The organism is Evansella sp. AB-rgal1 (assembly GCF_041820985.1).
Taxonomy (GTDB): Bacteria; Bacillota; Bacilli; order Bacillales; family Salisediminibacteriaceae; genus Evansella.
Window position 1 is genome coordinate 61,842 of the sequence record NZ_JBGUAU010000026.1, and the last position, 14,893, is coordinate 76,734.

Annotated in this window: 25 protein-coding genes; 8 read left to right on the forward strand and 17 right to left on the reverse strand. The window is 36.0% G+C overall.

The genetic code is table 11. From position 1 onward, the window contains the following. Nucleotides 1–63 precede the first annotated feature (63 nt). From ACERII_RS19495 to ACERII_RS19545, 11 genes are all read right to left on the reverse strand, one after another. The gene (locus ACERII_RS19495) at nucleotides 64–483 is read right to left on the reverse strand and encodes a hypothetical protein (RefSeq protein WP_373644525.1); all 420 of its coding nucleotides are present in this window, start codon (nucleotides 481–483) and stop codon (nucleotides 64–66) included. Nucleotides 484–607: 124 nt separating this feature from the next. Further along, a complete protein-coding gene (locus ACERII_RS19500) occupies nucleotides 608–808 on the reverse strand; it encodes a hypothetical protein (RefSeq protein ID WP_373644526.1) in 201 nt (66 codons plus the stop codon). Between the two features lie 140 nt (nucleotides 809–948). Continuing rightward, entirely contained in the window at nucleotides 949–1,233 is a 285-nt protein-coding gene (locus tag ACERII_RS19505) for a hypothetical protein (RefSeq protein ID WP_373644527.1), read from the reverse strand. A gap of 212 nt (nucleotides 1,234–1,445) precedes the next feature. Further along, complete coding sequence (locus tag ACERII_RS19510; RefSeq protein WP_373644528.1) at nucleotides 1,446–1,598, reverse strand: hypothetical protein; 153 nt, start codon at nucleotides 1,596–1,598, stop codon at nucleotides 1,446–1,448. 255 nt (nucleotides 1,599–1,853) lie between these two features. Then, the gene (locus tag ACERII_RS19515) at nucleotides 1,854–2,192 is read right to left on the reverse strand and encodes a histidine triad nucleotide-binding protein (RefSeq protein ID WP_373644530.1); all 339 of its coding nucleotides are present in this window, start codon (nucleotides 2,190–2,192) and stop codon (nucleotides 1,854–1,856) included. A 61-nt stretch (nucleotides 2,193–2,253) separates the two neighbouring features. Next, nucleotides 2,254–2,448 carry a hypothetical protein gene (locus ACERII_RS19520; protein ID WP_373644531.1) on the reverse strand — a complete coding sequence of 65 codons (195 nt, stop codon included), beginning with the start codon at nucleotides 2,446–2,448 and terminating at the stop codon, nucleotides 2,254–2,256. Between the two features lie 313 nt (nucleotides 2,449–2,761). Next, entirely contained in the window at nucleotides 2,762–3,220 is a 459-nt protein-coding gene (locus ACERII_RS19525) for a DUF4279 domain-containing protein (protein ID WP_373644532.1), read from the reverse strand. Between the two features lie 253 nt (nucleotides 3,221–3,473). Next, nucleotides 3,474–4,400 (reverse strand): aminoglycoside phosphotransferase family protein, encoded by a 927-nt coding sequence (locus ACERII_RS19530; RefSeq protein ID WP_373644534.1) that lies wholly within the window; start codon nucleotides 4,398–4,400, stop codon nucleotides 3,474–3,476. Nucleotides 4,401–4,648: 248 nt separating this feature from the next. Then, on the reverse strand, nucleotides 4,649–5,641 hold the full coding sequence (locus tag ACERII_RS19535) for a glycoside hydrolase family 43 protein (protein ID WP_373644535.1): 993 nt from the start codon (nucleotides 5,639–5,641) through the stop codon (nucleotides 4,649–4,651). Between the two features lie 261 nt (nucleotides 5,642–5,902). Beyond that, complete coding sequence (locus ACERII_RS19540; protein ID WP_373644536.1) at nucleotides 5,903–6,361, reverse strand: 2-thiouracil desulfurase family protein; 459 nt, start codon at nucleotides 6,359–6,361, stop codon at nucleotides 5,903–5,905. 94 nt (nucleotides 6,362–6,455) lie between these two features. Continuing rightward, a complete protein-coding gene (locus ACERII_RS19545; protein ID WP_373644537.1) occupies nucleotides 6,456–6,878 on the reverse strand; it encodes an Lrp/AsnC family transcriptional regulator in 423 nt (140 codons plus the stop codon). A 145-nt stretch (nucleotides 6,879–7,023) separates the two neighbouring features. On the opposite strand from ACERII_RS19545, the gene ACERII_RS19550 reads away from it, so the two are divergent. Continuing rightward, nucleotides 7,024–7,584 (forward strand): cysteine hydrolase family protein, encoded by a 561-nt coding sequence (locus tag ACERII_RS19550; RefSeq protein ID WP_373644538.1) that lies wholly within the window; start codon nucleotides 7,024–7,026, stop codon nucleotides 7,582–7,584. A 77-nt stretch (nucleotides 7,585–7,661) separates the two neighbouring features. Beyond that, nucleotides 7,662–7,874, forward strand: coding sequence for a DUF1272 domain-containing protein (locus ACERII_RS19555; protein ID WP_373644539.1), 213 nt, complete (start codon nucleotides 7,662–7,664; stop codon nucleotides 7,872–7,874). Nucleotides 7,875–8,043: 169 nt separating this feature from the next. On the opposite strand, the gene ACERII_RS19560 is transcribed toward ACERII_RS19555, so the two are convergent. From ACERII_RS19560 to ACERII_RS19570, 3 genes are all read right to left on the reverse strand, one after another. Beyond that, on the reverse strand, nucleotides 8,044–8,952 hold the full coding sequence (locus tag ACERII_RS19560; RefSeq protein WP_373644540.1) for a peptidoglycan recognition protein family protein: 909 nt from the start codon (nucleotides 8,950–8,952) through the stop codon (nucleotides 8,044–8,046). A gap of 359 nt (nucleotides 8,953–9,311) precedes the next feature. Beyond that, nucleotides 9,312–9,539: a hypothetical protein gene (locus tag ACERII_RS19565; RefSeq protein ID WP_373644541.1), complete on the reverse strand. Its 228-nt coding sequence runs from the start codon at nucleotides 9,537–9,539 to the stop codon at nucleotides 9,312–9,314. A gap of 493 nt (nucleotides 9,540–10,032) precedes the next feature. Continuing rightward, complete coding sequence (locus ACERII_RS19570) at nucleotides 10,033–10,185, reverse strand: hypothetical protein (RefSeq protein WP_373644542.1); 153 nt, start codon at nucleotides 10,183–10,185, stop codon at nucleotides 10,033–10,035. A 331-nt stretch (nucleotides 10,186–10,516) separates the two neighbouring features. On the opposite strand from ACERII_RS19570, the gene ACERII_RS19575 reads away from it, so the two are divergent. From ACERII_RS19575 to ACERII_RS19600, 6 genes are all read left to right on the forward strand, one after another. Then, nucleotides 10,517–10,729: a DUF1659 domain-containing protein gene (locus tag ACERII_RS19575; RefSeq protein WP_373644543.1), complete on the forward strand. Its 213-nt coding sequence runs from the start codon at nucleotides 10,517–10,519 to the stop codon at nucleotides 10,727–10,729. Nucleotides 10,730–10,772: 43 nt separating this feature from the next. Then, a complete protein-coding gene (locus ACERII_RS19580; protein WP_373644545.1) occupies nucleotides 10,773–10,994 on the forward strand; it encodes a DUF2922 domain-containing protein in 222 nt (73 codons plus the stop codon). 74 nt (nucleotides 10,995–11,068) lie between these two features. After that, entirely contained in the window at nucleotides 11,069–11,287 is a 219-nt protein-coding gene (locus tag ACERII_RS19585) for a YvrJ family protein (protein ID WP_373644546.1), read from the forward strand. A gap of 273 nt (nucleotides 11,288–11,560) precedes the next feature. Beyond that, nucleotides 11,561–11,737, forward strand: a complete 177-nt coding sequence (locus tag ACERII_RS19590) for a hypothetical protein (protein ID WP_373644547.1) — start codon at nucleotides 11,561–11,563, stop codon at nucleotides 11,735–11,737. Between the two features lie 250 nt (nucleotides 11,738–11,987). Then, nucleotides 11,988–12,128, forward strand: coding sequence for a hypothetical protein (locus ACERII_RS19595; protein WP_373644548.1), 141 nt, complete (start codon nucleotides 11,988–11,990; stop codon nucleotides 12,126–12,128). Nucleotides 12,129–12,349: 221 nt separating this feature from the next. Further along, nucleotides 12,350–13,420 (forward strand): DUF3231 family protein, encoded by a 1,071-nt coding sequence (locus tag ACERII_RS19600; protein WP_373644549.1) that lies wholly within the window; start codon nucleotides 12,350–12,352, stop codon nucleotides 13,418–13,420. 271 nt (nucleotides 13,421–13,691) lie between these two features. Here the strand turns inward: ACERII_RS19600 and ACERII_RS19605 are convergent, their stop codons facing one another. The 3 genes from ACERII_RS19605 to ACERII_RS19615 all read right to left on the reverse strand — a co-directional run. After that, nucleotides 13,692–14,132 (reverse strand): RDD family protein, encoded by a 441-nt coding sequence (locus ACERII_RS19605; protein WP_373644551.1) that lies wholly within the window; start codon nucleotides 14,130–14,132, stop codon nucleotides 13,692–13,694. Nucleotides 14,133–14,143: 11 nt separating this feature from the next. Next, a complete protein-coding gene (locus ACERII_RS19610) occupies nucleotides 14,144–14,482 on the reverse strand; it encodes a DUF952 domain-containing protein (protein WP_373644552.1) in 339 nt (112 codons plus the stop codon). A 78-nt stretch (nucleotides 14,483–14,560) separates the two neighbouring features. Next, the coding region (locus tag ACERII_RS19615; protein WP_373644553.1) for an alpha/beta fold hydrolase at nucleotides 14,561–14,893 on the reverse strand (333 nt) is incomplete at its 5' end.

The window sequence follows — 14,893 nt, forward strand, 5'->3', positions numbered from 1 at the left end:
GCATTTTCTATCATTCTGGAAGTGTCAGCTTTTTTAAAACAGTGAATTATGAAATTGGTTCACTTAATAAAACAAACTAATTGTCTTATTAAAAATAATCCATTCATCTAAAATCTCTTGAGTTGCTTCTTCCTTATTGTTCATTCTCTGCTGTCTAAAGAATTTTCGAAACGCTACTTGCAATGCTTTACAAAAATTATGGAAGGAAAACTCATAAACTTCATGAATATGATGATGTTTGGTTTCAATTCTTAATTCTTTTCCATTTCTCTTAAACGTATAGTATGTCATCGCTTCATTACCATCTACTGCAAAAGAGTGTATTTCCCCATTTAGCATAGATGATAGATCAGAAAAAAATTCTGCTAATACCATTTCACTAATTCCTACTCGAAAGGAAAACAACTGCTCATCTCCTTCTACTTCAAACATCACATAACCATATTCATCAATTTCAGCATTTGATTTATAAACAAAATACATCTCTTAAATCATCCTTTTTATTTCACTATCCTACACTCATAGTTTAACATTAATTTCCTTTTTACTGACATAAAAAAGGCATTCCTTGTTAAAGAAATGCACCCGTTTGTTGAATATTTTAGTACTATTTTATATTTTGTTTACGTTCTTGTTTTGCTTGTTTTTTATAAAATAGACTTAAAATAATTGCAATCAAAAACCCCAAAGAGTAAACGATATCTTTTATAAAACTATCGAAAGAAAACAAGATTGACAAGATTGAAAACACAAATAATATACCACTAAGAACCAAAAAGGCTGTGGTTCTTTTTTCACTTGATTTCAATTTTCCACCTCCATATGTTCGGCAAAGCCTTATTGCACTAAAATACTTCATAGCACCACAACGGCAACGACAGTAAATGGTGCTAACGCCAACTATTACTAAAAGTACCTTACTTCACAATCTCTAAATCATCATTTCAATTAGTTCATACTCTTTGACCTTTTTATTAAAACGTTGTGTAACTTCTTTTGAAACTTCGTATGATACGAATCGTTATCCATCTTCTTGTTGTTAAATCTCCCGATAACCTCACGAACATCCTTATCTTTAATAATTAGTCTCCTGTATTCTTCATTACTTAGATAATTCTGGAACCATTGATGTTTTTTAAGAAGTTTTATATTTTCTCCTATTTGTTCTTCTGTTACATCAGTTATAAATGGCGAAAAGGAAATAATGCTTATTAAGTTAAGAACGAATCTCAAGGCAATCCCTCCTCTATAATAAGAATTACGTCAAAACCAACAAAAAAGTTTCATACTCTTATAAAACAATCCTCCCCGTTCGTAACAGGAGCAGTAGCAACTTCTTTCACGATCGCTCCCGTTAGAGAAACTTTTAAAATTTCTTTTCAATGAAGAATATTATCAAAGCTAATATGTTCCATAAAATAAACCCTTAAAAATACTCATCATTATCAACCCATAGCCAACATTCTAACAATGTGCCACCCTGCAACAGCCAATGGAATTATTGATACTAATTTAATCCATCTTTTTTTAGCGATAAAACCCACTATCAACATAACCAATCCTAATATTAAAACTCCAATAATCGTTAAAAACGTCATCGTATCTTCCTCCCCTTTCGTTTAATATTAAACATTCAAAGTCTTTATTGTTTAATTATACTATAAAAATTTCCATTAACCTTCCAAAACAAGCAGAATAGGAACGTAGCAAACATGAGCTAATTAGATGTATATTTACTATGTTTTTAGCAAAAAAACGTGAAACCTCACTATGTGAAAAGGTCCCGTTTTTACTGTATAATTTTTTCGTTTTCTCCCTCTAAACGGAACTACTTACTATTACAGCCCATCCTTTTACATCTCCCATTTCAATTGGCGACCACCAATAAGGTGATAATGCATATGGTAAACCTCCTGTTGCCCATGCTGACCAGTATTCGTGATCACTCTAAAACCATCCTTCTCTACCCCTAATATCTTAGCAACCTCCTGTATTCCATGATGGATTTTATAGATAATTTTTTCGTCATCTTCTTTAATGTCCATAATATTATCAATATGTTTTTTTGGAATTACTAACGCATGAACTGGTGCACTAAAGTGTAGCCCATAAAAAGAGATAACATATTCATCTTCATATATAATTTCTGCTGGAGTTTCTCTATTTACAATCTTGCAAAAAATACAATTCATCCTTATCTCTCCCGTAATAGTCTATAACATTTCAATTTAGGAAACTAATTACTTGTTCAACCTACACCTCTTCAGCTCTATTACGTTTTATAAGAACAAATAACAAAAAGCTAATCCACGATATGCTTAGCATCATTACATGTACAATATTCCAAGCAGACTGTTCTTCTACCAAAGCGATAATTCGTAAAAATAGTAGAATACTAATAGCTAGGAAAAGTATTCTAGTTGCATTCATGAGTAGAAAATTCTTCATTTTTACCCCCTTTACAACATTTACTCCCAGAAGCAAACTTGCAATCTATTATTGTCTACATCATAAAAATCAAAAAATGTATTATCGCCATCACATTTTATTTCTGTTACCTGTACACCTTTTTATTGTAGCTGTTTATATATACTTTCAATATCCTTCGCGAAAAAAATAGGGTATGTTTTGTTTTCCAAAGAAGAAACGCTTCCTTCTTCAATAGTTAATGGAACTTCACTATTTCCAACGGATAAAACTCGATAACCATCCCCTCGAAAGGTTACTTTAAAGCCTAACTCTTGATACCAGGTGCAAAATATCAACTCTTCTCTTTTTCCGAAAAGACATACATATCAACCTCGATCGTTGTACCTGTTAAATAGCAAAATTCAATTATCTCTTTATTAAAGCTCATGACAGGTGGTTCTTCACCATAGATACTAGGTACTATCATAATCACGAAATTCACATCATATTTTTCCTTAATTTGATTTAGTAAAGGAATTTTATATTTCAGATTTTTAATAGAATCCATACATTGGGCTTCTATATCTAACCTGTCTATATCAGACTCCTCAGCATCCCAACAAGAGAAAAAATATGGTGATCCAATCCTTCTTGTATCACCATAAGTACATGACCGAAAAGGTTGGATTTCTAGTAAATTAGTTATATCATCAGGGTTAAATATCCCTTTCTCATATGCTACTAAACCTCTATCGTCAATTTCACCGTTACTACATATCGCAAAATAAGTATAACTACTAGTTTTCTCCATAACTCACCTCTCGACTTTTGACTATTACCACCTTAATTTTAACACCGTTTCCATTTTAAGGATACAAAAAAACGAGCTAGGTCTACTAAATTCAGCCCGTTTTTTTTACTACAACTTCTCCATTTTTCAATGAAAGTAATTTATCCAATCATTCGATCCGTACATTCTCTTATTGCGAAGTTTCCGAATTTCTCAGATAATAACATTGCCACCATAACGCTTCCTCCTAACTCCGTCTCTGTTAAAGCAGTAATTACAATTTTCTATTATAATCATTTTCTTGATACCACTTTGGTTTTACTCTGGTGAAGTAATCATGATCTTCCAAAAACATATAAACTTTATCTAACATCTCATTCAAGTTGTTTGGAATGGTTCTTATAGTCCATACGACAGTGGAGAAAACACACATTGCCATGTAAAGGGAATACAATCTCCAAAAATGTTCATCTGGTTCTTTATTCTGAAAGTAACCTCTGATTTGTCCTATGGAAAAAGGAATACTTATTTCCCAGGTAAAGATTCCTATTTTTAAAAATTCATGAATAGGATCTCCCCAATCATACCTGTTAAAGTCTATCACTCCTGCGAATTCTTTCTTATTCACAATGATGTTGCCAAGGTGAAAATCATCATGTTGAAACACGTTCGGACGCAGTTTCATTAGATGAATATGTTCATCAATAAACCGCAGTATTTTATGGTCATCTTTTATTTTTACCTCACATGCATGGTAAGCATCTACATATCTCTTATGCTTTTCCACTTTCCTTACATACCACGAAGATATATGGTCTGGAGCTGATAATTGATGCATTTTTCTAAGTTCATTTCCCGCATCCATACCAATTTTATATTGTTCTTTTTCTGAGTATGTTGGGATAGCAACCTCTGAATCCTCCCCATCTATGTACGATGTGATCATATACCCCCGATTTTCTACCTCGCCGATGGTAATCGGTTTGGAACAAGCAACGCGATAATCCTGCATCCTTTCCAAGATGGAAAACTCTGTTTTCTTTGATTCCAACTCTTCTAAAGAAAACATTCGAAGTAGTAGTTTATTACTACTCTCATCAAGGATGAGATATTTTTCATCCGAGGAAAACCCCTTATTTATCTCAATAACTTCATTGCAATTATGTAATGAAGGAATTTGTTTTATTAATGAACTACTCACATCATCACCTCTGTTATGAAGACTTTTCTTATATATTACCACTTATAAGGTATAGGGGTATGTTTACAAAGTAGGAGCGAACTAGGTGAACGGGTTTTGTAAGGAGAGTACAGCGGATCTCCTGCTTTCTTTATGAATGAAAGTAGCAAGAGATCCTTACTATACGTTTTGGGAAGGCGTGCGGTTTATCCTATTCAAGCTCGGGTATATTCAAACAACACCATGCTGGTGACACTATCAATACAGTTTTAACCGTGTAAATCAACTCGCGGTTTCACAACCTTAAAGCTATCCTCTGTTTCCTCCACTTCATAAATCTTCGCCCGTGATTCAGGTGTACTGAATGGATGGTGAAGAATTAGCAACCATTCTCCTTCTAATGTTTGAAACAGCATACCGTGTCCACTATCACCCAATACTAAAGGTTCTAGTTGTTCCCACGGCCCCTTCAGAGTACCAGACTGAGACCGAGCAATCGTTTGGACATACCCTTCACTGTTGTAACCTGACCAAAGCATTACAAGCTGCCCACCTTTTGTCCGGTATAATTGACACCCATCCGACACATAAATGGAAGGCTCCACACTAGGTACTCGTTCTGCATTGATCCAGGGGGCATCCGATGCTTTAAAAAGGTGTATTGGATCACCATTTGCTTCTGACAAATCTTGCTGTAATGGAATGGCCTCAAACGTACCATCTAATACCTGAATCCACTCGTGACAATAAACCATCCAGGGCTGTCCATCTTCATCCACATACAACGTACCGTCTAACGTCATGAAATTTTTAGGTGGCACCGGTCCATCTGTTTTCAACAATTCAAACGGACCTTCTGGCGAATCAGATATTGCAATACTAGTTCCACGAAGATGCGTGGTTTTCCAAACTTCAGGCGGTTCTGCTATTATTTCATTTCTATTATGTAACGTGACAAATAGATAATATTTCCCACGATAATAATGAACCTCTGGTGCCCAGGTACCATGTTGCGGGTGGGCCCACGATCCGTCAGGAACTTCAAAAACAACATAAGGACCCTCCCAATCAACTAGATCCTTGCTTTTATAAACTAGTACTCCATTTCTTTCTAAATCTGTTAATTGCGGAATACCAGTCGTATATAAATAATACGTATTTGTTTCTTTATGCACTACAACAAAAGGATCATGAGCCGGTATATCTCTAAGTCGGTGCCCCTTTTTAGGATGTAACGTATCAGACGCGTCGTTATACGGCATTCAAGTATCTCCTACCTTTCTATTTTTAGTAAAAACTTAGTGGAGCAAGGTGATTCTTTAATTCTTATACATGATATTTAACTTCTATTACTATAGATGTAATCCTCTTTTTGAAAGTACCTACGTCCAGCTATTCCGTTCTCTCCTGTGGGTTCATATCCGATATTTTGCACCTATTCATTGTATTTATCGACATAGTGTGTTTTTTCAAAAGTAACAAGTTCCATATGAATATGTAAAAAAGCTCGCGTTATTTTAAAATCATAGGTAATGATCAACAAATTGCTCTTCTGATATTACTTCCAAGCCATTTCTTTTAAGTAATGCAGAAGTAACTCCATTACCAACAATTTTCTCCCCACAAAATTGACCATTGTAAATAAACGAGCTACCACAAGATGGACTATTCTCTTTGAGAACTACTAGTGTTGCATTTACTTTTTGAGCTATTTCTAATGTAGCATAAGCTCCATTTATGTAAAGTTCCGTTACATCTCTCCCCGACTTGTCGAATACAGAAGCCTTTCCATCCAGTACATCGTCTCCGTCTCCACCTACTATCTCTGCGGGTTCCCTTGGAGTGGAAAATCCACCAAGTAGCTCTGGGCAAACTGCTACAGCTTTGTTCTCTCCGACTAACGTACTTATCTTGTTATCTAAACTATGTGTAACGTTATATCTTACTTCTAATCCAGCCAAACAGGAGCTGACTAATATCATAATACACACCTCTCTCCTAATTAAATGCCATTACACCCTACAAAAATGTATGTATAGAACACCCATCTAATTGCGTATTTCTCAAAAGAATATACTAAGCTATAGGTTTATGTTTGACTGGTGATGATAGGTTAATTAATGAAGAGGGTTGTCCATACACCATTGAATCGTCTATAAACTCCTCCAAAGTGTGAACTGATTCTGTTACTACCTTTACTAAATAACTATATTGTCCAGCTAATCTATGACACTCTATTACACTTGGATGCTCTATACAGAACTCTCTAAATTCCTTACATTTCTTTGTGTCATAAAGTATAAAAGCGGTAACATGCTTGTTTATTTTTTCTGGATTAATAATAGCTCGATACCCTTTAATTACTTCTCTTTCCTCTAATTTTTTTACTCTCTCATTTGTTGCTGGTGTTGATAGCCCAATTTTTTTCCCAAGCTCTGTAATCGATACGCGAGCATTCTCTTGCAATTCAATTAAAATTCTCTTATCAATTTCATCCATACTAGAGCTCCCTTCATTTTTAAAGTGAAACCTCATAAAAAACTTCATTTATTACATATTTTATTAGAAACACAATAATAAATCTATGTAAAAAGGAAAAGTAAATTATTAGAATTAAGTTAGTACATCAAAGGAGGCGATGACGATGATAAAATACCATGAAAACGTACCGTTAATGGTAATAGATGTTCAAAAGGCTTTTGACAACTCGAGTTGGGGAAAACGAAATAATCCTAATGCAGAAAGAAATATCGAGAAAATAATAGAGTATTGGAATGTAAATCAAAGACTCGTCATCTATGTTAAACACCTATCAAACAAGAAAGAATCTCTTTTTTATTCTAAAAGCGCAACAAGTGAATTCAAAGAAATAATTAACCCGAAGCCAAAGGATATTATTATTACTAAAAGTGTTAATAGTGCTTTTATTGGTACTAACCTTGAAGAAATATTAAGGAAAAACAATTCTACTAATATTGTTATAACCGGCTTGACTACGAACCACTGTGTTGAATCAACAACTCGTATGGCTGGAAACCTCGGCTTTAACCCTGTTTTAGTTTCAGACGCAACTGCAACTTTTGATAGGAAGAGTATCAATGGGGAAACGTTACCTGCTGAGAAAATACATGAGATGTCTTTAGCAAATATGAATGAGGAATTTGCAATTATTAAAAACACAGAAGAAATACTAGCAATGTTTTAAAATAAAATTGAGAAATTGTTTTTACATTGTCATTCTTGTTGTGAAGTAAATAGGCTTAACAAAGGAGAGAGTACTAAATGGCATTAGAAATGAGAAAGAATTGTGAAGCATGTGAACAAAACATATCAATAGAAACCAATGCTTATATTTGTACTCACGAATGTACTTTTTGTGAACCTTGCACAAAAACTAGGAACAATATTTGCCCCAATTGCGGTGGTGAATTGGTTAGACGCCCTAAACCTAGTGGAACTTGCCCCACCAATAAAATAGAATTAGAAGCTTTGTGATTTCCCATGTGAATGTTATTTTTCACCAAAGGTACATGTATGTATTCAGATATTACTAGGCAACCATATACAATAAAGTAGGTTCCAACTATTTGGTAATTGGAACCTACTTTATGTAGTAACTAATAAATATTCTATTAGTAGACGATAGGTTAAAACAACTGTGTTCCTACTTACGCGCCCCCGCTATCACAACCTCCCTCACCAAACCCCGATCAACCCACGTCATAATCCCAGCCGACTCTTTCCCGCTACCCTTGTCCACCTTCACTCCCAACAACACACATTCCTTCCCGCCTTTCACAACAGGTCGTCCCTGCGAAACCACCTGCGTCACCTTATGATACGACCCCTTTACCCAACTAGGAATCCCCGGACCACCAGGATAATACGCCCCAGCCGAAGCCACAAATTCCACCACACCCCCAACTTTGACACCACCCGTCAAGCCAACCTTCCCGCCTCCCATGCTCAGATTTCCAACCACTCCTTCCCTCGCAACACCAATCCCACTCCCCCTCCGCAACTCCCTCCCAACCGCCGTCCGGAAACTCTCCATACTCTCCCCATGCTTTGGAAACCAATGCATCACATCCCCATGATTGCTCGCAATCCCCAGCCGATGCCCCTCCGCATGACAAATCACATCCCGCTCCGACAACCCAAACCTCTCACAAAGCAACACACACAACGCCACCGCATTCTCCCACGTCTTCCGAAAATAACCCTCATTTTTCCCCACATCATACCCAACCATCCTCGCCCCAGCACCATACGAAAACCCACTTGGCTCACACATCTCAAGCCCAACATGCGAATCATTCGCCGCACCACCCGCATGCCACCCCCGATGATCCCACGGCAAATACTGCCACACCTCCCGATCATCCACAAACCCATGCACACACACCTGCCGCCCCATCTCCCCAGCCCGAAACGACCGATTCCACCGCTCAAACCACGCCCCCGCCATCACACCAGGCACCGCCGTCGAATGCAACATAATCCCTTTCACCCTTATCTTTCTTCCCGCTTGAAAACAATCATTTTTCGTCATAAACTTTGTCTGATGTCTCATATGCAACATTTCTCCTTTTGTTTTCTCGTTAACAATCAAGCCCATTCCGCTGCAATCCAGCCCTGTGAATCCCAAAAACCAATTCAAATTCCAAGATACCCCTTCATCCGCTCGTTCTCTTCCTTCAGCTTCAAAATCTCGTTAAACAGAAACTTCATCGGATGATCGATATTCATATTTGTTTTTCAACAACGCTTTCCATTCAGTTGAACCTCACGCTCCTTATAAGTGAGCCCATCCTCTATCAAACTAGAATCCATAATCAACACTTCTATTAATCTTTTTTCCTCCATCTTCAACAAGCCTCCTGTTTTTTAGTTGGTCACCCCAAAGGGCCAATTACCTTTTTTATGAAAAACCTACTTTAAATACTGCTCCAACGACGACTTCCCCCTCCGCTTTTGCTTCTCCTTATAATGAGCCAACTCTGTATGTAACGTAGCCCCGTACTTCTCACAAACAAAGCTAATATTCTTGCTATCTCGCTCCATACTCACACCCTTCTCATACACAAGCCACTCGATCAACAGAATTAAACTCTCAAACTTCCGAATCACCGCCTCGCGATACATCTCCTCAATCGTCATCCCCTCACCTCCTTTCTCGGTTAGTTCGCCCAAACACTGTATGAAAAAACAATTACCTTATTTTCAAATCATTCTTTATCTAGTAACCTACGCTTACGAGACAATTCCACCCTTCCACATCCCGATTTCGTCCTTATGAACACTCCATAACGACAATTCCACCCTACTTAAATCCATCCTTGTCTCGCATCCACTGTTTTCGAAACAATACCGTTACTACCTCGTCTTCTAGTAAAAATAGAATATGAACTTAATACCCTTGGAGCACATAGCCAAGCTCGTACAGATCTTGCTGAAGTTGATACAAATTCACTCGATATTGTTTCGTATGATCCCAGCTAAAGTGCGGATTACTTCTTTCATCTACCCACCCCTTCGCGATAAGCTCCTCAAATATTCACGCATCGTCTTCGGAGACACCTTCATCATCGTCTCTGAAGCAAGCTCCTCCGCCGATTTATAGATCCATCCTTCTGTTAAAGGTAGATCTGGATCATTTCGACGCTGACGCTTCCTCCATATACGAATCAAAATCTCTCACAAACTCCGTCCAATAGATTAGTTGATTTAACACAATCGATAGTTTGTAATCTCCAGTTAACTCTACTAACTCCTCTTTAATTAACGCACACTTCAAACTTTCCATATCTACCACTCCCGTTTTTATGTATTTATCTGTTCACTATATAAGTATCCTGAAACAGGAAAAAAGGATGCAAAAACTTTTCAAAAAGGAAATTATTCTTTGAGGACTATGTTAATAGAAGAGGAAGAATCGGAAAAAGACGGCAGAAGTCTAGTTGTTTTTTAACGAAATACTAGATGAGTTTCTACAAAGTTGAAAATCACCACACAAGTAACCTCTCACTATTAGTAGTTTTTTCTATCATTCAAAAAAATATTTCTATTTTTGTAAAAAAGCTGCACCCTTTTTCACTAGAAATTGATACTTATATGGTGAAAGGGGGTGAACGACAATGGAAAAGATCGTAAATTCAAAACTAACGTTATCATTCATTACTAGTTATACCGATGAAGGAGAGCCAATTTTCAAAACGAAAAGCTTTCAAAACATTGCTACCGATGCAGCTGGCGATAAGTTGTTACAAGTTGCAGTAGCTCTTGCTTCTCTTCAACAGCATGAGTTAGAAAGTGTAGAACGTGGCAATACGTATGATTTAACAATGTAATCACGGGATTTTGTATGTTGGAAGAAGAAGGAGGTGAAACGAAATGAATAAACGTTTGGAGTTACTTTTCACAAATGAGGGTGGGAAAAACGTCACAATCTCACTAGATGCTCCTAAAGAGCCTGTAAGTGTAGAAGCTGTGTCGGAGGTAATGAATCTTATTATTGCTAATAACGTATTTACATCCCACAACGGAGCATTGGTTCAGAAGCGTGGTGCACGAGTCGTAGATCGATCTGTTCAACAAATTGAGATTGCACTGTAATCTATTGGAGAGGTTAGCGCCTCTCCTTTTTATGTAGTAAGACAAATTATCAATATATAGGGAGGTGAATGAAAATGGAAGTATGGTTAACACTTGTTGGAGAATACGGATTTCCCATTGTCGTTACCTTTTCTTTACTATACCGTATTGAGAAAAAGCTGGATCAACTCAATCAATCTGTCATGCATTTAGGTAAACTAGTACAATTTGGTGCTCATATAGTACCTGCAAGTGCACCAAAAGCGGAATCAGCTGATTGGAGAATGCAGGAAGTCAAACAAAGAAATTTATAACAATATTCTAATCACGTTCAATTTATAAAGTGAAAGAAGATGGGGAGTCGGAAAAACCGACTCCCCATAACCTATATACTAGTTTATTTTGGAACTACGTCATCTTCCACTAAGAAGTTCTTAAAAGTCATCTGTAAGTCTTACTTTCAACGTTTAAAATGTGTGCTTGGACAGATAGGATCTTTTTTATCTATCAGCATTACGAAACTTCAAAGTAATTTAGTCGTATAATCTATTACATATAGATTTATGTATCAAATTGGAGGTGCTAACTTGAAAAGTGGAAGTATAGGATTAGCTTTGTTTACAGGACTCTTTGTTGCAATTGTTGTTTTTATATCTGAGTATTTTATTCCAAATACAAGCGTAATTACCAAGGTGATCATTTCTGGATTATCGGCTTTAGTTGGCGGTTTGATTGGTTATAAGCTATTCTCCCACACTAAATAGTGAAGAAGTATGCGTAAATTAACGAGAACCGATAGCACAAGCAAATAGAACCTTTTTTTACAAAAAAGGAGAAATAACAGTTTACAAAGAAAAAGAAGTTGCCAATATTTTTGAAGGAAAAGAGAATGGCGGCATTTTCCTAATGTCGATTATTATAAAAGGTGCCACTATCAATTGTCATTTTTTCCCATAAGATGAATTAGAACTAGATATAGATCCAAATGAGGTAAAAAGCATAAAGAAAGCTACTGTGATTATTGAATTTATGAGTGAGCTTTCAAAATTACTAGGAAAACAAAGTATTCTATCTGTAGAGGGATTACCAGATATCCCCTTATTTACAGTGAAACCAGATGGGCAGTTGATTAAAAATACAAAGGTTTTTACTTAACGAACCCTTTAGTGTAACAGGTACAAGGTTTCCTCCATGTGTTTCATTCCATACCTTATATCATGAAAGAAGCCAAGCGATGCATTCTATCACTCGAATACATTGCTTGGCTTCTTCTTAGTATTCTGAACAGAATCACTAAAAATAATGACGTTTGGATAGTCTCTATTTTTTTGCATATACTACACTACATAACGCTTGTTTTAGGAGGATATATAAAAGTGGAGAACAATTCGTTAGATAAAGAGCAACTTGAAGAAATTAGAGAACATCAAAAATACCAAAAGTTAATTTCATCCGAATTAGGAGATTTATTTTCGAATTATTTAGGGGACTCTTTATTTTCTTGTTTCTTTGAACATCATCTTCAAGTTGTTGAAGACGATGAAGCGAAAGAGTTTCTTGAATTTGCATTAGATACTTCAAGAAAACACCTAAATATAATGAGAGAGATATTTACAAAAGAGAACATACCTCTTCCTGTAGGTTTTGGAGATCAAGATGTTCGAAAAGATGCCCCACGTCTATTCAGTGATTTTTTTATGATATTTTTTCTTGTAGAAATGTCACGAGCAGCTTTACTTACTTATGGAAGTGCACTTTCTACTTCCCATCGACAAGATATTATTGATTATTTTAAAATGTGTTTAGATGACACAGTTCTTACATATGAAAAGGGAAAACACTTATTACTTAGAAAAGGAGGAAGTATTTCTGCACCTACTATCCCTTATCCTAAAAAAGTCGATTTTGTTGAAAAAGAATCGTTTATTTCTATCATAGCAGGAAAGAGCCGTCCATTAACTGCAATAGAAATTAAACATTTACAAGCGAATATCAATTCAAATATTTTGGGTAAAGCATTGATGCTTGGGTATAGTCAGGTTGCCTCATCAGATAAAATAAGAAAATTTTTTAAACAAGGTGCTGCCGTGGCAGATACACAAATTAAGCAATTAGGGAAATTCCTTATTAGTGAAGATTTACCCGTTCCAAGTACAATGGATGCTCATGTTACTGATTCTACAACCCCGCCTTATTCAGATAAGTTAATGATGTATCAAGTAGCTCTTGCAAACGGAATCGGTATTTTGAACTACGGTGAAGCAGTTTCTAAAATCATGAGACATGATTTACATGCTCAATTTGCTATTCAAACAGGAGATATAGCAAAATATGCAAACGAAGGATTGAATCTGACTATTGGAAATGGATGGTTAGAAGAGCCACCAACGGCAGCGGATCGAGGAAAACTTTCGGAAAGCGGCCCTGGAAGTAACTCAGGGGAATGAAGAAATTCGTAAGCGTATTGTTCAGGATTAACCAGTAAATGCTCTTGTTGATAAAAAAAAGGTGATTATTCATCTTAAACTTACCATGTAATAGGTCTGAAAGAAGCCAAACAATGCATTCCATTCACTCGAATGCATCGTTTGGCTTCTAGTTATTGTCCCGAGAGCTATTTGTAAACGTTAACCCACTCGTTCCATACGGGCAGCGCCAACTTCTTCAGCTATCGGTAATTTGATTGTTAAACTTTCATACTATTAATTACGTTTATTTCTACTCCTGCTCCGGTAAATTAGAAGTAACATAAGTTCCAGCTAACAAATCATGAATGGAACGCTTGTCATCTCTCGTTGAAACAAGATACACGCTTATGAGTGACAGAATACCAAAAGTAACATAATAAAGAAGGTTTGCTAATAGTTCTCTTATTATCATCGTTCCTAATGTTAACTTTTCGCCTGAAACGCGAGCAATTCTTATACCGACAAGACGTTTTCCTATTGTATAGCCGTTCCAAAATAACGGAAGAAATACCGCATATATATATGGAAAACTTGCTGCTAGACGCAATATTAACGAACTTTCAAATGATACACTTTCATTTTGAAAGACAAGGTGGAGTGTGAGAGCAAAAATAATAATTATGATTAAATCTATAAAAAGAGCAAATCCCCGTTGAAATAATCCGACTGGACTATCACGTAAAACATTCATATAACTCCCCCTTACTTACATTCTTTAGGTAAATCAAAAGTTCCATCGCTGTTTGGTGGGAAATTAACAACATTAGATACAGCATCTGTATTTAGAGAACCGTAAATATGTGGAAATAATTTTCCTGTATCATATAAGTCTTCAAAAATGATATTGGAGCTAACTTTATTTGTGTCTATACATAGAAGTACCAATCCGTCTTTGCCCTTAAATAAGAAATTAGCTACATTCACTACTTGCTCTTTTGTAGAGCAATGAATAAAACCATCACTTTCTAAACTTGAGGGAACATATATACCCTTAGCTTTTGCTATCAACCATTCTTCTTTATCAACAATATGTAGTATCAATTCACATCCTCCTTTATCGAGTTCATCATAAAGAAATAGTTACTTCAAGCATCTTCCCTGTTTTAATAAAAAACTTCATTAGATCGTACGGATATCCTGTGGCAAAGAACTATCCTGTATCCATTTTTCTATCAATTGATTAAAAAAATCAGGCTTTACCAAAGATACGCCATGACCAATTTTAGGGATGATTATCCCTACACAATTGGGGTTGTTTGAAACTATATCTTTTGCTGACTTTATCATTACTGATTTTTCTCTTTCACCTACAGTAACTAATATCTTGCTATCCACTTCATTAAAATTCTTGGGTAATTCAAATGACATATTTTCTTCCAATATTCTAACAAGCACTTCTGATTTCATTGAACTGCTTTCTTTATAATAAGTTTCAAAGTATTCATTATCTAT